Origin of the sequence: Parafrankia sp. EAN1pec, from assembly GCF_000018005.1 — a bacterium.
GTDB classification, from domain to species: Bacteria; Actinomycetota; Actinomycetes; order Frankiales; family Frankiaceae; genus Parafrankia; species Parafrankia soli.
Window position 1 is genome coordinate 2853636 of the sequence record NC_009921.1, and the last position, 21943, is coordinate 2875578.

The window sequence follows — 21943 nt, forward strand, 5'->3', positions numbered from 1 at the left end:
GGCCCCGACTGATCGGCCCCGCCGGGTCGGCTCTCAGGCAGGCTCACCGGCCGGTGCGCTGTCGGGGGCGTCCGACGCGTCGGCGAAGAAGACGAAGCAGCGGGTGCCGACGAAGGCGTCGTCCCGCATCACCATGCTCGAATAGACGATCATCGGCAGGAGTGAGTCGTCGAGCCGGCGGATCGTGGTCGGGAAGTTGACGATCCCACTCTGGCCGGTCATGGCCTCGCCCATCGCCACCAGGTCCGCCTCGACCGCGAAGATCGGGAGGAGGTTCTGCCCGACGAACCGCGCCGGCTCGTCTTCGCAGCCGAGAAACCGCAGGTGAACCTGGTTGGTCCGCCGCACCTCGGCGGTGCGGGCCATCGCGTGGACGGGGACGGGCAGGAGCTCGAAGAGATCGTCGAGCTCCTTGGCCAGCGACTGGACGCCCGCCTCGTCGAGCGGCTCGACGAGCGGGGTGACGTCGGCCTGGTCCCACTCGCGGTGCCACTCCGACGCGTCGGTGCTGTCGGGCCCCGGCAGGGACGCCTGGAACGCCGGCCGGGTGACGATGCGGAGCATGCCGCCGTCCGGCTCGCCGTTGACGTCGAGCAGGCAGTCCGCGGTCGAGCCGTCGGCCCGACGAACCGTGACCGGCACGTTGTGGAGCGCGTACCCGTCGGCCGCGGTGGCCGTGAGCCGGTCCCAGGTCGCGGCGTCCAGGAGCGCCCTGGCCGACAGCCCGGAGGGCGACGAGCTGGCGTCGGGCCAGTCCGCGATCCGGCGTTGCGCCCGGTTCGCCCGGCGCACGGTTCCGTCGAAGCCCGTGACCATGATTCCGATGTTCGAGTTCTCGAACAGGTCGACGAGCTCGAGCAGGTAGTCGGTCGCGGAGACGCCGGCGTACTGCGACACATCGATGGGCATGAACTGGAGCCTTTCTCTGGCGCGGGCCGCTCGGGCCGCGGGCTCTCGGAGCTGGCTACCGGGACGCCGCCGCGGATCACACGGCCGGGTGAACCGGGTGCGACGAGAGTCCCTGGCGCAGGTAGCGCGCGGCCAGCGGACCGGTAGCGGCCTACCGCTACCGGCTCTGGCACTGCGGGCGAGATGTAGCCCACCGTACCGAAGCGGTTCCAGAGGGGCATTTAACACGGAAGGAGCTCGGAGCTTAACTTCCGGTGAATCGCCGTGTGCGACTCTTGGTTTGCGTGACATCCGGTCGTGTGGTACCGGGTCGGCCCATCCGCGTCACAATGGCGGGAGAGTGGTATTCCCATGACGGACATCGTCAGGCTGGTCGAGTCGATCAATGATGTTCCCACCGTGGAGGAAACGGACGTGATCCTCGAGGAACTGCGTCGGCTCCCGAGGACATCGGAGAACATCAAGCTGATGGACGATCTTCTCGAGTTTCGGTCACTACTCGGCGCGGCGGAGTGAGAGCACGCGCCGAGTAGCGATCGAAGTTCGGGCGGGGTGCCGGCTTACGTCACGTTCCCCCAGGATGTGCCAAGGCCTGACCGGCCTGGCATTCCTCTACCACGGGGTGCCGGACGGCTGGCGCTGCCGATCGCCCGGCTGTCCAGCGCCGAGATGCGCTGGACAGTCCATTCAGACGAACAGGCCGCTCTGGTTGGCCGCGACACCGGACAGCTCGCGCAGGCGGTTCTCGACGTACCGCTCGCTGTGGTTCGTCTTGTCCGCGATACGGGCGACGAGGTCGTTGATGTTGGTGGCGGCGTCGAGGTCCGCCGTGCTGACCTGGCCGAACTGGTCGAGGATGCGGTAGCGCAGCTGCCGCCAGTTCTGGCGCAGCTGCTGCTCCACCTGGCGCCGCTGCTGCTCGATCTGGCGCTGCTCCTGCTGCTGGATCATTTTCTTTGGATCCCCTTCTCGGTGGTCGTTTTCCTGACGCGCCTGAAGGCGCGCAGCGAACGCTACCCCAGCTGCTTCGGATGGCGTTGAAGCGCCGCCGGAATGCGAACCCAAGGTCGCACTTGGGATGTCTGGCGCCGAATGGGCCGCGGCATCTGGGATGCTCCCCGATCGGGAATCAAAAAGGGCGCGCGAGAGGCATGAATAGCCGTCATCTCGGTCGCCAGGGTGGCCGGGTGAAATGCGGGAGGCGCTGCCGGCTTTTCGGTTTCGCCCCGGCTGGCCGGAGCCGTCGGGCGTGCCGGAGCCGCGTCGTCAGGCCTGCTGCCCGGCCGCGGTGCCGGACACGGTCAATGGTTGCGGCGCGGCGCTTATCCGCCGTTGGTAGGACGACGGCGTCTCGCCGCAGTACTGGGAGAACGCGCGGGCGAACGCGCTGCCGTTGTCGAAGCCGACAGCCGTCGAGACCTCCAGCACCGACTGCCCGGGCACGGCGAACAGCGCCATCGCGCGCAGCAGGCGGGCCTGGAGGAGGTAGCTGCGCCACGACAGGCCGAGCGTCGAGCGGAACTGGCGGCGCAGCGTCCGCTCGGACACGCCGACGGCCCGGCTCACCTCACCGACCGTCACCGAGTCGAGATGGTTCTGGGTGTAGGCCATGGCCGCCGACACGATCGGGTCGGTCGAGGTCGGCAGGCTGAGTGGCGCCTCGTGGTCGAGTGCCTCGGACACGAGGTGGCCGAGCGTCTGGAAGAAGCCGTCGGCCACCGGGTCGTGCTCCGCCCGGGCGATCGGCCACCGCAGGGCGTAGATCATCATTTCGCGGATGAGTGGGGCCACTGCGAGGATGCGGGCGCGGTCTCCGGGATGCGGGACGAGCCGCGGGTCGAACATCACCGACACCGTCCGCACCGCCGTGTTCATGGTGGCCTGGTGCTCGAGGCCGGCGGGAATCCACGCGGCCTGCTGCGGCGGCAGCAGGTAGTGCGCGGTGGCGGTTTCCACCTCGACCACGCCCGCGACCGCGTACTCGATCTGGTGCAGGTCGTGTGAGTGCCAGCCGGTGACGAGCCGCTCGCCCTCGTACAGGTAGCTGCCGCCGAGGGCGTGCCCCCCTCGGCGCACATCGACCAGGCTGACCCTGGCCGTTTCCGGCGCTCTCCTGGCGGAATGTGCGGAGGCGGTCATGGCCGAGAGTGTACAAACGGGGCCTGCTGTGGTCTACCGGTCACGGTCGCGCGCCGGAAGGCGATCAGTCTGGCCGTCGGCCGTGCTGGATGTGCAGGTCGGCGGCCTGTGTCCGGATCCACGTGTTGATCTTGGCCGTTTGTGTTGGCTATCTGGCCGTAGATGCAGAGACGGCCACGGCTGTGAAGCGTACAAGTATGGGGAAGTCGAAAGGCGCGATCACGGTTCCCGTTGATTCGATGTGCGCGCCGACGGCTTCCCGACCCGACGGCCGAGGAGACAAAAATTAAGTGGGACGATCCGGTCCTGGTGAGCATTGACGGCAACGTGGTCGAGCCGCCAGACCTGTTATGGAAGAACCTGCCGACCAAACAGTCCCGGCTGTACGCCCGGCAGCGGGAGGAAAGAGAACCCGCGCGCGCGGTGCGAGGAACTCATGGCGCCGGGTGGAATGCGCCGTGAACGCCGCGGTGGCACCTGATTCCACCGGTCAGACCCACACGGCCGCGTCGATCCTGCGCCGAGCGAGAAGGGGCCAGCTTCGCCACCTCGGCGCCTCGTCGTTCTTCCTGTCGTGCCACCAGGTGGCCGAGGCACTCGTGCCGGTCACGATCGGCCTAGCCGTCGACCGCGCGGTCGCGACCGGGGACGGCCCGTCCATGCTGCGGTGGCTGGCGGCGCTCCTCGGGCTCTTCGTGGTGTTGACCTGCGCGATGAGGTGGGGCTTCCGGGCGAACCTGCGGGCGACCCAAGGGGCCGGTCACGACCTGCGGATGCTGCTGGCCGAACGGGTTCTCGACCCACACGGCGCCGCCGGGGCCGAGCGGATGCCCGGCGAGCTCGTCTCCCTGGCGACCGGCGACGCCCTGAAGGTCGGCATGCTGAACTACGCCACCGCGATGGCCATCTCCGGTTTCGCGGGAGTCGGCGTGGCCGTGGTCGCCCTCGTACGGTTCTCCCTGCCGCTCACCACCCTCGTGACCGCGGGCTCGGTACTGCTGCTGGTGATCACGCACGTGCTCGGCCGGCCGCTGGAGCACCGCAGCGCCGCGGAACGCGCGAAGATGGCCGCGGCGACCGGCCTGGCCGCGGACCTGATCGCCGGCCTGCGGGTCCTCAAGGGCTTCGGTGGTGAGCGTCCCGCCGTCGCGCGTTACCGGTCGGCCAGCAGGGAGGCATTGGGTGCGACCCTGCGCTCGGCGGCCGCGGAGTCGACCGTGCGGGCGGTGGCCGTCGTGCTGGCCGGTGGTCTGCTCGCCGCCGTGACCCTGGTGGCGGGGCGGCTGGCCGCCGGCGGGTCGATCAGCATCGGCGCGCTGATCACCGCGGTCGGCCTGGCGCAGTTCCTCGTCGATCCCCTCAACCGGATCACCGGCTTCGGTTCGCAGCGCGCGCAGTCGCTGGCCTCGGCCGGTCGCATCGCCGCGATCCTCGACGCCCCCCACGCGGTCGGCGGCACCCGCCAGGCCACGGCGGCCGGCCCCGGGCGCCTCCGCTTCGAGGGCTTCTCGGCCGGCACCATCCGCGGTCTCGACCTGGAGGTGGCGGCGGGCGAGTTCGTCGGCATCGTCGCCTCCGATCCGAAGGAGGCGGCGGCCCTGCTGGCGGTCCTGGCCCGCGACGCCGACCCCGAGACCGGAACCGTCCTGCTCGACGGTGAGTCCGTCGCGCAGCTGTACCCCGACGAGACCCGATCGGTCGTCCTGGTGGCCCCGCACGACGCCGAGCTGTTCGAGGGGACGGTGGCGGACAACATCCGTTCCGCGGCGCCCGGGGCGGAGCTCGGCCCGGTGGTCGCGGCGGCGGGGCTCGACGACCTCGAGGAGGTGCTCAGCGAAGGCCTGCGGACCCGGCTCCTGCACGGCGGGGTGTCGCTGTCCGGCGGTCAGCGCCAGCGGGTCGCCCTTGCCCGGGCCCTGGCGGCGGACGTCCCCGTGCTGGTGCTGCACGAGCCGACGACCGCGGTGGACTCGCTCACCGAGCTGAAGATCACACAGGGCGTCAGGCAGCTACGCGACGGCGCGAGCACGGTCTGCGTGACCTCGAGCCCCGCCGTGCTGTCGTTCTGTGACCGCGTCGTGGTGCTCGACGGCGGCGTGATCACGACCGAGGGGACCCACGAGGAGCTCGTCGGCTCGCACCCCCGCTACCGCGAGCTGGTGCTCGCATGAGGCGCCGCCCAGGCCCGTCCGCGGGCCCGGAGCCCGAGGACGGTCTCCTCCCGAAGGCGGGAGCGGGCGAGACCTGGCGGTACGCGCTTCGCCTGCTGCGGCCCCGCTGGTATCTCGCGGTGCTCACGGTCCTGGCGCTGGCGGTCGGCGCGGCCGTCCAGCTGGTCACGCCGCGGGCCCTCGGATGGGTGATCGACGCGGCGATCGAGGGTGACCGGGGGGCGATCGTCTGGCCGGTCCAGGTCCTGGTGCTCGTCGCGGTCGCCACGGGTGTCTTCCAGGTGCTGACCAGGACGCTGATCGCGTTCGTCGCCGAGCCCGTTCTGGCGACGTTACGGGAGGAGGTGGTCGAGCGGGCGCTGCACCTGCCCTCGGGCGCGGTGGAGCGCAGTGGCGCCGGCGACCTCGTGGCGCGGATCAGCGGTGACGTCGAGGTCGTGACGACGGCGATCCGCAACATCGTGCCGACGCTGGCCATGTCCGTCTTCCTGGTGTGGATGACGGCGGTGGGCCTGGCGGTCATCGACTGGCGCTTCGCCGCCGTCGCGCTGCTGGCCGTACCGACGGACCTCTACGCGCTGCGGTGGTACCTGCGGCGATCGGGACCGGTGTTCGCCGCCCAGCGGGTGGCCGAGGGCGCCCGTGCCCAGCAGCTGCTCGACTCGGTTGGCGGCGCGGACACCGTCCGGGCCTTCCGGCTCGGTCCCGACCACCTCCGGCTGATGGCGGGGCGGTCGGAGGAGGCGATGGACTGCTCCTTCCGGGCGATGCGCTTCCGGACGCGCTTCTGGGGCCGGATGCACCTGTCCGAGGCCATCGGCGTGGCGGCCGTCCTGGTCGCCGGCTTCTACCTGGTGCGGGGCGGATCCGTGACGGTAGGCGCGGCCACGGCCGCGGCGTTCTACTTCAGCCGCCTGTTCGAACCGGTCAACATGGTGCTGATGATGATCGACATGGTGCAGGAGGCGGGCGCGGCACTGTCCCGTCTCGTCGGTGTCGCCGGTGTGCCGCTGCCGGAGCAGCGGGAGGAGACGGTCCTCACCGAGCCGTCGATCGACCTGCGCGACGTCCGGTTTGCCTACGGGGCCGGCCATGAGGTCCTGCACGGTGTCGACCTCGCCGTGCCGGCAGGGGAACGCCTGGCGGTGGTCGGTGCCAGCGGCGCCGGCAAGACCACGCTCGCCAAGCTCGTCGCCGGGCTCCACCCGCCGGCGTCCGGTGAGCTGCGGCTCGGTGGCCAGCCGGTCGACCGTTTCGGCCCGGACGAGCTGCGCCGGTCGGTGGGCCTGATCACCCAGGAGGTCCACGTGTTCGCCGGGCCGCTGATCGAGGATCTACGGCTGGCCCGGCCGGAGGCCACCGAGGTGGAAATCGAGGGGGCGCTGGAGCGGGCGGGCGCGTTGGAGTGGGTCACCGCGCTGCCGTCCGGCATCCGGACCGTCGTGGGGAAGGGCGGCCACCGGCTCACCCCGACGCAGGCCCAGGAGCTCGCGCTCGCGCGCCTCCTCCTCGTCGACGCCCCGATCGTCATCCTCGACGAGGCCACCGCCGAGGCGGGCAGCGCCGGGGCCAGGCGACTGGAGCTCGCCGCACAGCGGGCGCTGAGCGGCCGCACCGTCCTGCTGGTCGCCCACCGGTTGACGCAGGCGGCGGCGGCTGACCGGGTCGTCGTCCTCGACCGGGGCCGGGTCGTGGAGAGCGGCTCGCACGACGCGCTCGTGACCGCGGGTGGTCACTACGCGCGGATGTGGTCGGCCTGGTCGTCGAACGGTGATCCCACCAGCGGTCCCGCGAGCAGCGCTCCGTCCTCGGCCTCGGCGTGAGGTCGCCGACGGGTGGGCCGACGGGTGCGTGGCGGGCCTGACGTCTGCACTCGCGACGAGGGAGCCCGTCCGGTCGCGGTGCCCACCCCGGCGTGGCCGGACGGGCCACGTCGGGGTGGGCAGGCGCGCCGACGGGTGAGTCACCAGGCGACGGGTAGCTTCTCCGGACGGCCGATCGGCGCGGCGAGCTCGTAGCGCAGCTCCGACACCGGCACCGCCAGGCGCAGGGTGGGAACGATGTCGATCAGCGCGGAGAGCACCTCGGTCAGTTCGACCCGGGCCAGGTGCGCACCGATGCAGTGGTGCGCCCCGTGGCCGAAGGCCAGATTCGCCACCGGCTCCCGGGTGAGGTCGAGCCGGTCGGGGTCGTCGTAGAGGTCCGGGTCCCGGTTGGTGGCGGCGAACGGGGCGATCGCGACCTCGCCGGCCCGCACGGTGAACTCGCCGAGATCGACGTCCTCGGTCGCGACCCGGGGAAAGGTCATCGACAGCGGGTGGTAACGCAGCAGCTCCTCGACGGCGTTCGGTAGCAGCGCGGGGTTGCCGACCAGCGACTCCCACTGCGACCGGTCGGTCAGCAGCGTGGTGACCGCATTGGTGATCACGCCGGCGGTCGTCTCGAACCCGCCGATGAGCAGCGTCAGCGCCAGCGAACGCAGCTCGACCTCGTTCAGCCGGCCGTCGTCGGTGTCCTGGGTGGTGATCAGGACGTCGAACAGCTTCGTCACGGGCTCTCCCGCGGCGAGCTGGGCCTGCCGTTCGCGCACCAGGCTGTCCATGTAGCCGTACAGGGCTTTCTGCCCGGCGGCGGCGGCCTCCCGGTTGGTGGCGAAGCGGAAAAGCGTCTCGCTCCATGTCCGGACGTTCTCCCGGTCGATCTCCGGAACGCCGAGGATCTGGCAGATGACGTCGACCGGCAGCGCGGCGGCCAGGGCGGCGCGCAGGTCGGCCGGGGCGTCCTTGGCGGTCATCGCGGTGACGTGCCGGCGGGCGGTCTCGGCGACCCACGGCCGGAGCTGTTCGATGCGGCGGTGGGCGAATCCGGTGGAGACCAGCCGTCGGATACGGGTGTGGTCGGGCGGATCCAGCCACAGCAGCGAGTTCGGGTCGGGAATCTGTGCCCCGGTCAGCGGGGGCCGGAACTCAAGCGTCTTCGTACGGGAGAAGCGCGGGTCGCTGAGCATCGCCCGGGCCGGGGAATGCCGGACAATGAGCCAGATCGGGATCTGCCCGGGGCCGAAGCGAACCCGTATCGCGGGCGCGCGCCGGGCGATCTCGGCCAGTGTTCCCGACGGGAGCGGGCTGAAGGTGTCCGGAAAAGGAAAGGACGGAAGATCCTGGTCCTGATCCTGAGGCACAGTCTCGGTGACCGACATGGGAGAAATGGATCCTTTCACGGTCAGGGTCAGGAAACGACGCACCGCGCACGGCCTGGCGGGGGATCGCTGCTGGTGTTGTGCACGCGGGTGCCGGCCGGGGCCGGGCGGGGCGGGGCGGAGACGGCCGCGCCGCCGCGTGGGCGTGACGTTGTGGTACGCGCTCGGCCCTCAGATCGGCCGGGATGTGCTCATCCACGGTGGGTGGCGACCGCCCGCCCGGTGGTCGTGCCGGCCCGGGTCCGTCATCGCACAAACCCCCTCGAACATGGGCAGTTGCGTCGAAATAACCCTAGCGAGGCGATCGTTGCGGGGGAGCAAGACTGCCGATTTGCCTCGGGTCAAAACATGCCAGGGCCTGGCAGCTAATTCCCCGGCGCGGAGCCCCGGTCTGTGGTTGGCTGACGCGCCCCGGCAGAGGACCCCGCTCAGCGGTGGACCCGGCCCGGCAGTCGACGGGCCCGGCGGGAGACGTGGCCCGGCGGAGCATGCGGGCCGGGCGCCGTGACGGACCCTAACCCGGATCTTTCATGCCTTGGGCGGGCGTGACTGACGGTTGACCTTCCACCTTTGTTGATGTTGAGTTGTGGCGTCTGGCCTGGGTGTGGCCGTGGCGGGGTGACCCGCTGTCGCGCGGGGTGGGCGCCCGGTCCACGTCCGGGTGGGGTTCCTTCTGGTCGGTGGGGTGGGAGGTCGGTGGCCGGGGCTATCCGGGAGCGGGTAGGGCGCGCAGCGTGGTGATCGCCTGGATGGCGAGTGGTGTCCAGGGGTGGTGGGCGGCGAGGTGGAGCACGCTCTGGCGGGCGTGGTGGGCGAGCCGTCCCGCGAGCCAGAACAGGCTGTGGCGTAGCCGTTTCGGTTCCCAGCGTCGGGCTGGCTGGTCTGCGAGGGCGAGCATCTGTGTCCAGGCGATCAGGTCGCAGGCGAGCGCGACGATCTGGCACCAGACCCTGTTCTGGTCGAGGTCGTGCAGAGGCAGGTTGGTCAGGCCGGTGTCCTTGGCGGCTCGGATGCGGTCTTCGCAGCGGGCCCGGCGGCGGTGGCGTAGTTCGAGGTCGGCGAGCTGCCCGCGGACGCTGTTGGTCGCGAACGCGGTGATCCGGTTGCCGTCGACGTCAGTGATCCGCAGCTGCGCGCCGGGATGCGGGCGTTCCTTGCGGACGAGGACACGCATGCCCGGTGGCCAGCCGGTCAGGTCCATCAGGCCGGACAGTTCGGCGACGAAAGCGCCGGTTCGGGGCTGGCGGTCGGCGTCGTAGGCCGGTGTCCACGCCTTCTTCGGGAGGCGGGCGATTAGCTGGGTGGCGTTGTCGGGCAGGGTGAACCCGACCGAGTAGGCCAGCCTGCGCTGGTGCGCCCAGGCGAGGAAGGCGTGGGTCCCACCGGCGGAGTCGGCGCGGATCAGTACCTTGCGGGAGCGGCGTAGCCGGGCCGGGAGCTGGGCGAGGGCGCCGGTGGCGACGGTGATGTGGTCGGCGGCGGTGTTCGACCCGGCGTTACCGGGGCGCAGCAGGACCGTCGCGGGTTCCCCGGTGCCGGCCTGGCCGTGGTCGATGAACGCCCACAACGGGTGGAACCCGAAGCCGCGTTTGAATGTCGGCGCCGCGTCTTGTTTCTCGGAATGGGCGGTGACCAGTGTCGCGTCGAGATCCACGATCAGCGGGTCGTGCACCGACACCGTGTGGTCGGGGGCGTGTTCCCCGGCCGCCGCCCATACCTGGCCCCGCGCTGCCGCGCGGGCCCGGTCGAGTGCCGTCAGGACCTTCTCGGCGTCGCCGGCGAGCCGGTCGATCGTCCGTGACACCGTCGGGTCCGAGGCCACCAGCCCGAACAGTGCCGGCTCCGCGCGCAGCAACGTGATATCGGCCAGGCAGTCCCCGCCCAACGCCAGCGCCACGGCCAGATCGGTCAGTACCTTCGCCGGGTCATGCGTCGCCAGCGGCGACCGCCACGGCGCGAGCGCGTCGGACAGCAACCGACCCAGCCCGCTGACGCGGACCGTCTCGGTCAGCAGCACGCTGCCCGCCGCCGACACGACACCCCGCCCGGCGGCGTCGATGCGGACAGACGGGTAGACACCGGTACTCTGCACCATGAAGGTGCTCCTTGGATTGGATGGATTCAGGCCCTAGACAAGCCCGATCCTCCCAGCTCAGGAGCACTTTCCTATTTCCGACACCCCAACAGACGATCATCGCCGTGAAAGCCCGAGGCTAAGGCGCCGTGTGCGCGAGCGCGCCGTCGATGATCGTGGCCGCGACGTGCGCGGCGTCAGGGTCGGCCAGCGCGTCGTCCAGCGGTGTTCGCAGCAGGCACAGATCCGCGGGCAGACCCGGGCGGAGCCGGCGGGGGCGGGCCGGGTCGCCGGGGCGGCCGAGGAACAGGTCGAGCGCGGTCCGCCCGTCGACCCGCTCCCCGCCGCCGAGCACCCGACCGGACGCCGTGCGCCGCTCGCAGGCGGCCCGGATGGCCCGCCACGGGTCCGGATGACCGAAGGGTGCGTCGGTGCCGGCCGCGACCGCGATCCCGGCGGCCAGCAGCGACCGGCAGGGATAGAGCCAGTCGAGGTCGTCCGGGTCGACCTCCGCGAGGTAGGCGTCCCCGCGCTCGGCGACGAAGTTCGGCTGGGTGACGACGGTGAGCCCGGCGGCGCCGACCAGCGCGGCCAGCTCCGGCGGGACGACCGCGCCGTGCTCGATCCGGTCGGCGGTGCCCGGCGGCGGCGGGCCCGCGTCGCCGATCGCGGCGAGGGCCACCACGAGCTGGACGCGGGTCACGCAGTGCACGGCCACCGAGGCGCCGGCCCGGTGCGCCCGCCGGACACGCTCGGCGAGCGCGTCCGGCGGTGGCAGGTTCGTGTCATCCAGCATGATCTTCACCGGGCCGGGCGAGATCCCGTCCGGCAGGGCTGGTCCGCCGTCCAACGGCCGCATCAGCGTCAGACGCTGCGGCAGCGTGCCCGAGGCGACGGCGTCGGCGAGCGCGGTGGCATCGGAGGGCCGCCGTTGCGGGGTGGCGTCGGTGAAGCCGGTGACACCGACGGCGAGGGCGGCCCGGCCCACCGCGCCGAGATCGGCCGGAACACGCGGGACCCTGCCGGCAAGCCAGCCGTCGAGCCGCCACAGCCGCCCCGTGGGAACCGCGTCGGACGTCCGTTCGACGCCCTCGACATCCAGAAAGGACTCCGGGCCCAGGCCCACCGCGCGCAGACCGGCCGAGTTGAGCACCCACAGTGCGCCGCCCCGGTGCTGCACCCGGGCCGGGACGTCGCCGGTGAGCGTGTCCAGGGCCACCCGGTCGAGGTCCCCGGCGACGGCCGGATGGTAGCCGACCCCGCGGACCCAGCCGCCGGCCGTCCCGGCGCGCGCCGCGGCAGCGGCCGTCCGCAGCCGGTTCGCGAAATCCCGCGGCCCGGTGATCTCAGGCGGGCCCAGCACGACCGATGACGCGGCCGCGGCCAGCGACATCAGGTGGATGTGGTGGTCGTGCAGGCCGGGGAGCAGGGCCCCGCCGACGGCGTCGAGCTCGTCCTCGCCACGCTGCCGGGCGAGGCGCTGCCCGGGCGGCCCGATCTCGGTGACGACCCCGCCGCCGATCCGGACGTCCACCAGCCCGCCGGCCGGCCGGCCCGCCGGCCTCCCACCGCGACCCAGGACAGCCTCGGCGCGTCTGACCAGCACGGGATCACCTCGGGGCGCGGGGGAGCGGCAGCCCGAGAGTACGGTGTGCGGGCCTGTGCCTGGCACGACGGCACGGGACGGGCCTAACGTGGGCGCCGTGGATGTTCGTCAGGACCAGGCGGGGGCCCGGCCGACCGGGCGGGGGAGTACGACGATCGTCCCCGGCGTCGCTGCCCCGAATGTCGCCGCCGCGAATGTGGCGGATGTGGCTGTCCTGGAGGTCGATGTCCTGGAGCCGGAGGAGGCGCTGCTCCTGCTGCGCGCCGACCCCGAGATGTTCGCCGCGCACACCGGACGGCCGCTGCTGGCCGTGCGCGCCCACGGCCCGCTGGCGGTCGAGGTCGGTGAGCTCGCCCGCCGGCTGCCGTGCGTGCTGGTGGGTGTCGCGCCGGATCTCGCCGATCTCCCCTCGGGCATCGAGTCGGCCGGCTACGACGTGCTGCTGACCGGCGAGGCCACGCCGCCCGCCCCGTGGGTCGGCCCGCTGCGGCCGGGCGACGGGTTCACGGCCGCCCTCGGCGCGATCGCAGCCATGACCCGTGCCGTCCCCGGCGCCTGCGTGGCGTTCACCCAGCTGGTGCGGTACTCGGCGGGGATCGACGTCCGCGACGCCGTGATCGCCGAGTCGTTCACCTACTCGACGCTGCAAGGGGGCCCCGAGTTCGCCGCCTGGCTCGCCGAGCACCGTGCCGTGCGGGAGCGTCGCGAGGCCGGGGCCGCCACCGCGCCGGTGCGCGCCGAGCCCACCGGCCAGCCCACGGAGCCGGCGGTTCTCGTCGAGCGGGACGGCGACGAGCTGTGGGTCGTGCTGAACCGGCCGCGCGTGCACAACGCGGTGAGCCGCGATCTGCGGGACGGCCTCGCCGCCGCGTTCGCCCTGGCCGGGGCCGACCCGACCGTCGCCGAGGTGCGGCTGCGGGGGGCCGGCCGCTCGTTCTGCAGTGGCGGCGACCTCACCGAGTTCGGCTCGTTGCCCGACCCGGCCCGCGCCCACGCGGTGCGGACCACCCGCAGCATCCCGCTGTCACTGCTGCGCTGCGCGCGCCGGGTCACCGCGTACATGCACGGGACCTGCGTGGGAGCCGGGGTGGAGGTCCCGGCCTTCGCCCGGAGGGTGATCGCCGATCCGGCGACCACCCTCCGGCTGCCCGAGCTCGCGATGGGGCTGGTGCCCGGCGCGGGTGGGACGTCCAGCGTCGTGCGCCGGGTCGGCCGGGAGCGCGCCGCGTTCCTGTCGCTGACCGGCTGGCCGCTGGACGCCGCCACCGCGGCGAACTGGGGCCTGGTTGACGAGGTCCGCCCAGTGCACGGAGACGCCCGCCCCCCGGTGTGATCGCCCAGGCCGCGGCGCGGCGAGTTGGGTGACGACCTCCCGTCCCGGGTTAACTCCGCCCCTGTCGGGCAGAGATGGGGGCAGGCCTGACCCCAACGAAGCGGACGAAGGGCTCGGTCCATGAGCGTCGAACACCCTGTGGTGGACGTGGAGAACGCGAACGTGGAGATCTTCTACCGGTGCCGGCGATGCGGCCGTGTGTGGGAGCGCTCGTTCGGTGTCACCCGCTGGTTCGACGACGACGGCGGCCTCGTCGAGGTCTACCGGTACAACGGGGTCCCGGTTCCTGCGCCTCGCGGCGGTCCGCCGTGCGCGTTCTGCGGCAGCCTCACGGTCGACTGGGCCGAGACCCCGCTGCCGCCCGCGGTGGAACCGCCGTCAGTCCTCGGCCTGCCGCGGGCGGTACACGCGGTGCCCTGGCCGTCCTGGCGGACCTGGCCGCGTGACGAGTGGCCGCAGCGGCGCACCGCCTTCCCGTTCCTGCTGCCGCTGCGCCCCCAGCTGCACCCCCGGACCTTCCGTTTCCCGTAGGACTTCGGTGCGCGTCTCCGCCCATGGAACGTCGGCGGGCCGCCCGTTCACGAATGCCCTCCGCCGTCCGCCCTTCGCCGGCGATCGTCGCCGACCAGCCGCGGTCAGGACGCCATCGCCACCGCCGCGTCGAGGTTCGCCATGCCCACCCGAACCTGCGTGGCGCGCGGGTCGGCGAGATCTTCGAAGATCCGTAACGCCCTGCTCCATGCCTGGTGGGCGGCAGCCGGATCGGAGAGCTGGAGGTAGATCTGTCCCAGCAGGGCGAGGACGCGCGCGCTGGTGTGACGGTCGCCGATCTCGCAGCAGACCGCCAGCGAGCGGCGGCACGAGGCGGCCGCGTCCTCGTGGCTTCCGTAGGCCAGGTAGTCCTCGGCCAGGCCGAGGTGCGCCAGCCCCACTCCCCACAGGTCGCCGAGGTCCGCCAGGATGGCGGCGCTGCCGCGGTGGCAGGCGACCGCCCGTTCGGGGTGGTGCAGCCTGCGCAGGGCCCGCCCCCGCTCGATCTGGGTCAGGGCGTAGCCCCAGAGGTTCCCGGCCTCGGTGAAGATCTTCTCCGCGCGGCGGTGGTGGACGATCATCCGGTCCGGTCCGTGCACCCGGCCCAGGCCGAGCAGGCTGCACGCCTCACCCCACGGGTCCGCCGTCTCCTGCCGGATCGCCGTCGCCTTCTCGATCAGGTCGACGGAGCGGCCGAGCAGGCGTAGGTCGCGGTAGGCGAGGCCGGCGCTCAGCAGGAGCGCGGCCTCGCCGGACCGCTCGCCCAGGTGCCTGGCGGAGACGAGGCCGATCTGGGTGGTCGTGATCCAGTCCGTCCAGCGCTTGCTGAGATGGAGATAGCCGGTCAGACCGGCAGCCAGCTGCCAGGCGATGGTGTGCTCGGCCGTGCAGGCGGCGACCCGGACCGCGGTCACGAGGTTCGCGTGCTCGGCCGAAAACCAGGCCGACGCGTCCCCGTAGCTGGCGAAGCCCTCGCGTGGGAACTCGGCCACGCCCGTACCCGAGACCTGCCGACGGCCGTAGGGATGCAGCACGTCCTCGGCTGCGATCGCCGTCTGCAGATACCACCCGAGGAGCCGGGCCAGGGCCTCCTGCCGCTCGGCGTCGGTGTGCTGGGCCCGGGCCGCCGTGCGCCCGAACACCCGCACGGCGGGGGGCAGCCGGTGCCGGCCCGGGGCGGGGCTCTCCAGAAGCCGCAGATCGATCAGGATGCCCAGCTCACGCCGCACGATCTCCACCGGCCGGCGCAGCATGGCACCTGCCGCCGCCAGTGGCAGGTCGTCTCCGTCCCATCCGCTGAGCAGGCGCAGCGCCCGCGCCGGGTCCGGATCGGTGGCCGTGCGCGGTGCCGGCAGGCTCCCGTAGCGGGCGGCGACGCCCTGACGGACCTCGGCTGCCGGGGCGTCCACGGTCGACAGGACGGGCGGTCCGGGCCGGGCGGACGCCCCGGGCGGGGCCGGTGGCGCCAGGGTGTCGGCCGGTGGCGCCAGGGTGTCGGCCGGTGGCGCCAGGGTGTCGGCCGGTGGCGGGAGGGTGCCAGCCGGCGGAGTCCCGGGTGTGCCCGGCGGGGGCAGGCGTGTGTGGACGTCCGCTGTGGGCAGGAGATGCGGGTCGTCGGCCAGCATCAGGCCGTGCAGGCGCTGGAGCCCGCGGCCGGGATCCACCCCGAGCTCGTCCCGCAGGATCCTGCCGACACGGCGGTACGCCTCGAACGCCTCGGCCTTGCGGCCGCAGCGGTACAGGGCGCTGATCAGCAGCTCCCAGGGGTGCTCCCGGATTCTGGTCTCCTCGACGAGGCGCCGGAGACCGGGCAGGGCGATGTGGTGATCGCCCAGCATCACCTGGGCGGTCAGGGCCAGCTCCCGCAGCCGCAACCGGGCCTCGGCCAGGTGCGGTGTCTGTTCGCACCGCAGCCGCTCCACCGGCACGTCACAGAAGGGGTCACCGCGCCAGAGCGCCAGCGCCTCGCGGGCGTCGCGGCCGGCACGGGTCCAGTCCGCCCGGTCGGCGGCCTCCTGCGCCCGTCCGGCGAGATCGGCCAGCATGACCAGGTCGACCTCCAGCCCGTCCCGGAGCTCGATCACATAGCCGGGGGAGCGGGTGACGAGGTGCCCACCCACCGCCGGCCCCAGCAGCCGGCGCAGCCGGCTGAGGTAGTTCTCCAGCGTCTTCTTGGCGGACGGTGGTGGCGAGCCGTCCCAGAGCAGGTCGGCTAATCGGTCCGTCGAGACGACGGTGCCCGCGTCGACCAGCAGCGTGGCCAGCACACCGCGTTGCTTCGCGGCGGAGACCGGGATCGGGCGGTCGTGCCCGTCCCGGACCTCGAGCGGGCCGAGCAGCTGGAACCGGGGGATCCCGCCGGCCTGGTCCGTTCCGGCTGTCTTCAACGGTCCTCCAGGGCGATCGGGTGATCTGACCGGGATGGATGCCCTTGGCGCGTCCCGAGGCGCCGCCGCTAGCACGGCAGGGCCTGCCAGGCCCCGGTACCCAAATCCGGCCGGCAGTGGATGTCGGACGGCCGGGAGCTGTGTCGAGGTGGTCCCCCCTCGCGCGCGTCGAGACCGTCGATCGCACCCGCCGGGCAGGTGTCCGCGGGGGCCTGCGTGGCTCGGGCGGCCCAGGCGCCGAGGTCCAGGGCGAACAGTGTGTCCCCGGTGCCGGCGACCTGCCTGCTGGCAGTCAGCAGCACTTCCGCCCAGGCCGAGTCATCCGCGTGCGCCCGGCCGGAGCGGGCCGCCGGTGCGCCGGCGCGCAGGCGGTGTGCCTCCAGGGCCAGCCGCATCCCGGCCGCGGCGTCGGTGGGCAGGACGGCCGTGGCGAGCCGCGCCAGCAACCCTCCGACACCGGGCGGCCCCATGCCCATCGTGGCGCCGGTCGCCGTGCCCGCTGTCGTCTCGGGTGCGTCGACGGTGACGCCTTCGTACCAGGTCAGGGCGGTTCGGTCGGCCCGCGCACGCACCAGCGCCGCGCGCAGCAGCTCGGCGCGACGGCCGTCGCCACCACAGCGGGGCACCACGCGCAGCGCGTCCTCCAGGCCGGTGGCGAGATCCGGCGGGTTCGGTGAGGAGAACCGCCGCTCCAGGACGGTCGCCGGCGCCGAGGCGCCGAGGTTGGCGGCCGCGGCCGCCAACCGGGCGGCCCGGCCCTCCTCACCGGCCCCGCGGGCCTGCCGGATGACGGCCGCCACCCGGCAGGCACGGGCCAGGTAGCCCACGTGGGGGGAGGTACGGGGCAGGCCGGGGCCGGCCACGCCGGCCACGCCGGCCGGGCCGAAACAGCTCAGGTAGCCGCGCACGGCGCGGTCGGCGGCCGCGACCGCCATGTCCGGGTCCCCGAACGCGCCGAGGACGTCGCTGCCGAGCGCGAGGGTCCTGGCCTCATCGGGGCCATCGGCCCCGTCGGCCCCGTCGAGCACGTGGCGGGCGTGCAGCGCCGCCTGCACATCCGCCAGCGCGGACGCGCCGCAGCCCCGCTGGGCGTGCAGGACGGCGCGCCGGGCGTACACGTCGGAGATCCACCCACCCGCCGCCGGTACGCGCCCGGCGAGGGTCGCGTACGCCCGCTCACTGTCCTCGAGTGCCCGTATGGCCTCGCCGTCACTGCCGGCCCGATGCAGCAGGGCTGCCAGGTCATACAGGACGCCACCGAGCAGCTGGGCTCCGCGCACGTCCCCGGGGGATTGTGCGTGGAGTACGCGCGCCAGCCGGCCCGCGCTCGACTGGAACGCGACCGCCAGGTGCAGGTCACCGCCGCGCCCCGCGCCCCGCGCGCCCCGCAGGAGCGCCGTTATCTGTTTTTCTCGCGGCGGCCGTCTTCGTTGGTGGTTCCGAAACAACCTGGTCTGTCCTCACGTCGCCAGTCAGGGCGGGGCTCTGGAATCCCGTATCCGCGCAGCGGCGGCCGCCGCCCGCCGGCGGTGCCCACTGGCGGACAGAGGTGCCGGCCGATCTGCGGCAGGGTCCCACTTTTCCCCGCTGCCATTGCCGGTCGATTCATTGCCGTCCGTGAAATGTTTTTCTCGCCAACTCGATTAGAAGTTTGGATTGCGGGTGGAGACTTGTCAACACACTACGTTTGGTTACATTCGGCGCGAGATCTTCCGCGCTGCCCGTCACCGTTCTTCGTCGAGATCGGCGCTGCTGTGTCCGGCGTGGCGGGCGGGAAACTGGGAAGTAGGGGTTTCTCACCTGCGCGGACGGGTTCTCGCGGAAACCGCCGGCGGCCGGGAACGAATCCGGTTGTTCCGGCGGGATCACGTGTCCGGCGAATCAGGCCGTCACAATCGGTCGCGGTGCCGGAGTGAGGTCGGCCGGTGCCGTGGCGAAGCCGGCCGGGGTCGGCGGGGCCAACGGGGCCGGCGGGGCCAGCATCGTCGCGAGCGCGCGGCGCGCGGTGGCGACGAGGTGCTCCGTGCCTGGAAGGCAGTCGGCCAGCGACGCCTCCAGAAGATTCAGGTCCTTCGTCAACAGCGCCACGAATGCGTCGGGGGGAGGGCCGCCGTGCCCACCGATGGGCGGGCCGCCCGGGATGGGGAGCGATCGCGCGTTCGCGCTGCACTCCTGCAGTGCCACCCGCACCCCGTCCGGGTCGAGGCCCAGCGTGCCCGCCGCCCGGAGCGCCTCGATGGCGGCGCTGCGGTGCACGATGAACAGCGCGTTGTTCACCAGCTTCGTGAGCTGGGCGCTGCCCACGTCACCCGTGTACACCACGGTTCTCCCGAACAGCTCGAAGACAGGCGCGCACCTGTCCACATCCCGCCGGTCGCCGCCGGCCAGAACCACGAGCTGACGGCCCGACTCGTCGGGCGCACCGTTGCTGACCGGGGCGTCGAGGACTGTAATGCCACGTCCGCGGGCCCGGGCGGCGAGATCGACGCAGGTCCGGGGCGAACAGGTGCTGTGGATGACGACGAGGCTGCCCGACCGCATCGTCTCCAGCAGCCCTCCCGGCCCCGCCACGACCGTCCGGACGTCCTCGTCGGAGTAGACGCACACGCTCGCGACGGTGACGCGGCGGCCCAGCTCCGCCAGCGTCCCCGCGACGCTCATCCCGGCGGGCCGGAACTGCTCGGCGCGGTCCGTCTGCGTGTCGTACACGACGAGGTGCCGGCCGGCGGAGGCACAGCGCCTGACTATCTGGGAACCCTGATGCCCGAGGCCGACGAAGCCGTAGGTCTCGTTGGCCAGGGACGAGTCTCCCTGCGGGGCGGCCAGCATCGCGTGCGTCTCCTCAGCGGTGGAAGGGTTCGGTCCGCGGCGGTCAGCGCGAGTCGTCCTGGAACAGGACGTCCCGCAGCGTCTCGGTGGCCCGGGCGGGGATGTGCCTGCTCACCTCGTCGAGAACGTCCCGCAGGTCCGCCACGGAGAGGTCCGTCGATTCGAGGGCCGAGCGGACATGGTGGCGCAGCGCGTGGAACGTCTGCGCGGTCGCGCAGACGCCGATCGAGATCAGTCGTCGCTCCCGTACCGTCAGGTGCGGCCGTCGCCACACCTGCCCGAACACGAACCCGAGCATCCCGGCCTGGACGAACGGCGTGTCCCGGCGCGGGGCCTCGAGCAGGTTCACCGTGCGGAAGGCGTCCTCGCCCGCCCGCAGCCGTGTCTCCCAGTTCTCCGGGCCCAGCGACGCGGTGTCGAGCAGCGGCCAGGGCGTGATCTCCTCGCCTCGCTCGGACCGCAGCCGGGCCCACTGGCGCCGGATGACGGCCTCGGCCTCCGAGCCCCGCGGCCAGCCGGCGTACACGGCGTACTGCAGTACGAACTCCTGCAGTTCCGCCAGGGTGATCTCGTCCCGGTCGAGTACCTCGAGTACCCGCTCGGCGAGCGTGTCGGCGGAGCCGGCCGAGGCGAGGCACACCAGCTCGACCCAGCGGCGGCCCTTCGTGTCGAGGCCCTGGCGATCCGTTCCTGTGATGGTCATGTCCGTCCCTCTGTCGACGACTGCGGGGCGTGCGCCGCCCCGTCCCGGCTTCCGCCGGCCGGCCCGCGTCCGGCCGGCCGGCGGGGACACCGCACGGGGGCTAGCCGGACGAGGCCGCGACCAGTGGCGCCGGGCGGTCGGCGATCTCCAGGGCGACGGGGCGGTTCGCCTCCGGCACCGGCATCGGTTCGGTCCGCTCACGGAACGCCCGCTTGAGCGTCTTGCCGGTGACCCCGATCGGGAACTCGTCCCACGGCACGATCTCCACGGCCACCAGGTGCTCGGCCGGGGTCAACAGCGCGTTCAGCTCGTCGCGCAGCTCCCGTGCGGTGGTCGAGGCGCCGGACCGCACCGCCACCGCCGCGGCGGGCAGCTGGCTCCCGTCGGGCTGACGGGCGGCGTAGACGCAGGCGTCGAAGACCGCCGGGTGCCGGTGGACGCGTTCCTCGATGGGAAGGCTGTAGACCTCTCCCGCCCGCGTGCGGATGATGTCGACCTCCCGGTCGAGCTGGACCACGTGGCCGCCCGACCAGCGGGCCACGTCGCCGGTGAAGAACCAGCCGTCGCGGACGGCCTCGTAGGTCAGCGAGTGGTTGTTCCAGTAGGCCTCGAACAGGGTCCTCCCGCGGACCTCGAGCCGGCCCACCTCTCCGCGCGGGACCACCCTGCCGTCCCGGGCGATGCGGACCCGGGGCCCGAAGGGGGTGGAGTGCCGCCGGCCGATCCGGCGCTCGTAGCGACGGGTGAACCGGCTGTAGTAGCGCAGCACCGACGGGGTGCCGACCTCGCTCGAGCCCTGCGCGTCCAGGTAGACCGAGCCCCCCACCGGCAGGCCCAGCCGGCGGAACGTGCCGCCCACCCGGACGCAGGGCCTGATCATCTCCTCGTGCGCGGCGTCGGCCGTACTCGCCCAGAACCGCATGGCGCGCAGGTCGTGCGCCGCGAGCGGGACCTCCTTGAGCTGGGTGTAGGTGATCGGAAAGCCGAAGAAACCGGTGTAGCGGCCGCTGGCCAGCTCCTGGACGGCTCGCGGCGCGTCGAAGTCGCGGCCGGTCGCCCGCGTCCAGTGGGTCCGCACACCCAGCAGGAGCAGACTGTGGAAGGTCATGATGACCGCTTGGTGGTTGTTGGGCACCGCGAAGTAGCCCTTGTCCCGCCGTGGCGAGACGTGGACGTAGCACAGCCACCCGCGGATGGCGCGGGCCTGCGGCCCGTTGCGCAGGATCACCGCCTTGGGGAACCCGGTGGTGCCGGAGGTGTGAACCAGGTAGAGCGGTTCCCGCCGGCCGCGGCGGACGGCGGGGGCGGGCCGCTCGACCGCCGCGAGCAGCTCCTCGATCCAGTGGACGGCCGGCACCCCGGCGCGTTCCAGCGCGGCGGACAGCTCCCGGACGTCTGTCTCCGGGGTGTCGCCGACCCGCCCGACCAGGACGACCGTGTCGACCCCGTCCGGAGCGCCGCCCTCGCGCAGGACGCGCAGCAGTGTCGGGACGTCGGCCAGCAGGATCCGGGCGTTGACGTTGAGCAGGTAGGGCGCGACCTTGTCGGCGGCGAAGGCGCCGTTCATGGGGCAGGCGACCCCACCCGCGCGCACCACCCCGAGATGAAGGAGGTGGATGTCGAAGTGGTTCCGCTTGAGGATGGCAACCCGTTGGCCGTGGCGCAGACCGAGGGCGGACAGGGCCGCGGCGACGCGGCCGGCCGTGGTCTGGACGTCCCGTGCCGTCCAGCTGTCCGGGCCGGGCCCGCCCGTGCCACCGGGCTGGGGCACGGACCACGAGCACGGCTCGTCGCTGGTGAAGAGAACCCGGCCGCGATGGCGGCGGGCCGCCCGGTCGGGGATCCGCTCCAGCGATATCGGTCCCAGTGCGAGTCGCAGCCGTCGGGGTAGCGCGACCGACGTGCAGACGAACGCCGTGTAGGCGGCGAGGACTCCCAGGACCACGACTAAGGCGACGATCATCGGCGCTCCTGACGGCCGGAGGGTGAGACGACGAAGCGGTGTTTGTGCGAGGTGGTTTGGTGGCGCAAAGTGGCTAAATGGGTGCGGTGTGTGGTTGCA

The 21943-nt window shown here is 72.7% G+C and carries 16 protein-coding genes and 1 pseudogene; 6 read left to right on the forward strand and 11 right to left on the reverse strand.

Annotation, left to right across the window (positions count from 1 at the left end; all coding sequences use genetic code 11):
• Positions 1-33 precede the first annotated feature (33 nt).
• A complete protein-coding gene (locus tag FRANEAN1_RS11795; RefSeq protein ID WP_041254046.1) occupies positions 34-909 on the reverse strand; it encodes a hypothetical protein in 876 nt (291 codons plus the stop codon).
• A 351-nt stretch (positions 910-1260) separates the two neighbouring features.
• Here FRANEAN1_RS11795 and FRANEAN1_RS42105 point away from each other — a divergent pair, with 351 nt between their 5' ends.
• Complete coding sequence (locus FRANEAN1_RS42105; RefSeq protein ID WP_020459997.1) at positions 1261-1425, forward strand: hypothetical protein; 165 nt, start codon at positions 1261-1263, stop codon at positions 1423-1425.
• A gap of 96 nt (positions 1426-1521) precedes the next feature.
• On the opposite strand, the pseudogene FRANEAN1_RS11800 reads toward FRANEAN1_RS42105, so the two are convergent.
• Both FRANEAN1_RS11800 and FRANEAN1_RS11805 read right to left on the reverse strand, forming a co-directional pair.
• Positions 1522-1860, reverse strand: a pseudogene (locus FRANEAN1_RS11800) (hypothetical protein).
• Positions 1861-2175: 315 nt separating this feature from the next.
• Positions 2176-3048, reverse strand: a complete 873-nt coding sequence (locus FRANEAN1_RS11805) for a helix-turn-helix transcriptional regulator (protein WP_020459999.1) — start codon at positions 3046-3048, stop codon at positions 2176-2178.
• 309 nt (positions 3049-3357) lie between these two features.
• Here FRANEAN1_RS11805 and FRANEAN1_RS40855 point away from each other — a divergent pair, with 309 nt between their 5' ends.
• Genes FRANEAN1_RS40855 through FRANEAN1_RS11815 form a run of 3 tightly spaced genes read left to right on the forward strand, consistent with a single transcriptional unit; the run spans position 3358 to position 7042 of the window.
• A complete protein-coding gene (locus FRANEAN1_RS40855) occupies positions 3358-3510 on the forward strand; it encodes a hypothetical protein (protein WP_157472565.1) in 153 nt (50 codons plus the stop codon).
• On the forward strand, positions 3507-5219 hold the full coding sequence (locus FRANEAN1_RS11810; RefSeq protein WP_020460001.1) for an ABC transporter ATP-binding protein: 1713 nt from the start codon (positions 3507-3509) through the stop codon (positions 5217-5219). Before FRANEAN1_RS40855 ends, FRANEAN1_RS11810 begins: the two co-directional genes overlap by 4 nt.
• The gene (locus FRANEAN1_RS11815) at positions 5216-7042 is read left to right on the forward strand and encodes an ABC transporter ATP-binding protein (protein ID WP_020460002.1); all 1827 of its coding nucleotides are present in this window, start codon (positions 5216-5218) and stop codon (positions 7040-7042) included. The genes FRANEAN1_RS11810 and FRANEAN1_RS11815 overlap by 4 nt, the downstream gene beginning before the upstream one ends.
• A gap of 140 nt (positions 7043-7182) precedes the next feature.
• Here the strand turns inward: FRANEAN1_RS11815 and FRANEAN1_RS11820 are convergent, their stop codons facing one another.
• The 3 genes from FRANEAN1_RS11820 to FRANEAN1_RS11830 all read right to left on the reverse strand — a co-directional run bounded on the left by FRANEAN1_RS11820 (position 7183) and on the right by FRANEAN1_RS11830 (position 12098).
• On the reverse strand, positions 7183-8418 hold the full coding sequence (locus FRANEAN1_RS11820) for a cytochrome P450 (RefSeq protein WP_020460003.1): 1236 nt from the start codon (positions 8416-8418) through the stop codon (positions 7183-7185).
• A gap of 706 nt (positions 8419-9124) precedes the next feature.
• Positions 9125-10513 carry an IS1380-like element ISFsp15 family transposase gene (locus tag FRANEAN1_RS11825; RefSeq protein ID WP_020460004.1) on the reverse strand — a complete coding sequence of 463 codons (1389 nt, stop codon included), beginning with the start codon at positions 10511-10513 and terminating at the stop codon, positions 9125-9127.
• A 118-nt stretch (positions 10514-10631) separates the two neighbouring features.
• Positions 10632-12098 (reverse strand): amidohydrolase family protein, encoded by a 1467-nt coding sequence (locus FRANEAN1_RS11830; protein WP_020460005.1) that lies wholly within the window; start codon positions 12096-12098, stop codon positions 10632-10634.
• Between the two features lie 97 nt (positions 12099-12195).
• On the opposite strand from FRANEAN1_RS11830, the gene FRANEAN1_RS11835 reads away from it, so the two are divergent.
• Positions 12196-13431, forward strand: a complete 1236-nt coding sequence (locus FRANEAN1_RS11835; RefSeq protein ID WP_347177095.1) for an enoyl-CoA hydratase/isomerase family protein — start codon at positions 12196-12198, stop codon at positions 13429-13431.
• A 120-nt stretch (positions 13432-13551) separates the two neighbouring features.
• Positions 13552-13962: a hypothetical protein gene (locus FRANEAN1_RS11840; protein ID WP_020460007.1), complete on the forward strand. Its 411-nt coding sequence runs from the start codon at positions 13552-13554 to the stop codon at positions 13960-13962.
• Positions 13963-14066: 104 nt separating this feature from the next.
• Here FRANEAN1_RS11840 and FRANEAN1_RS11845 read toward each other — a convergent pair whose 3' ends face one another.
• The 5 genes from FRANEAN1_RS11845 to FRANEAN1_RS11865 all read right to left on the reverse strand — a co-directional run bounded on the left by FRANEAN1_RS11845 (position 14067) and on the right by FRANEAN1_RS11865 (position 21844).
• The gene (locus FRANEAN1_RS11845; protein WP_020460008.1) at positions 14067-16349 is read right to left on the reverse strand and encodes a BTAD domain-containing putative transcriptional regulator; all 2283 of its coding nucleotides are present in this window, start codon (positions 16347-16349) and stop codon (positions 14067-14069) included.
• Positions 16350-16417: 68 nt separating this feature from the next.
• Positions 16418-17797: a hypothetical protein gene (locus tag FRANEAN1_RS11850; protein WP_020460009.1), complete on the reverse strand. Its 1380-nt coding sequence runs from the start codon at positions 17795-17797 to the stop codon at positions 16418-16420.
• Positions 17798-18230: 433 nt separating this feature from the next.
• Positions 18231-19178, reverse strand: a complete 948-nt coding sequence (locus tag FRANEAN1_RS11855; protein WP_020460010.1) for an NAD(P)-dependent oxidoreductase — start codon at positions 19176-19178, stop codon at positions 18231-18233.
• Positions 19179-19221: 43 nt separating this feature from the next.
• The gene (locus tag FRANEAN1_RS11860) at positions 19222-19881 is read right to left on the reverse strand and encodes a carboxymuconolactone decarboxylase family protein (protein ID WP_020460011.1); all 660 of its coding nucleotides are present in this window, start codon (positions 19879-19881) and stop codon (positions 19222-19224) included.
• A gap of 100 nt (positions 19882-19981) precedes the next feature.
• Complete coding sequence (locus FRANEAN1_RS11865; RefSeq protein WP_020460012.1) at positions 19982-21844, reverse strand: class I adenylate-forming enzyme family protein; 1863 nt, start codon at positions 21842-21844, stop codon at positions 19982-19984.
• Between the last annotated feature and the right edge of the window lie 99 nt (positions 21845-21943).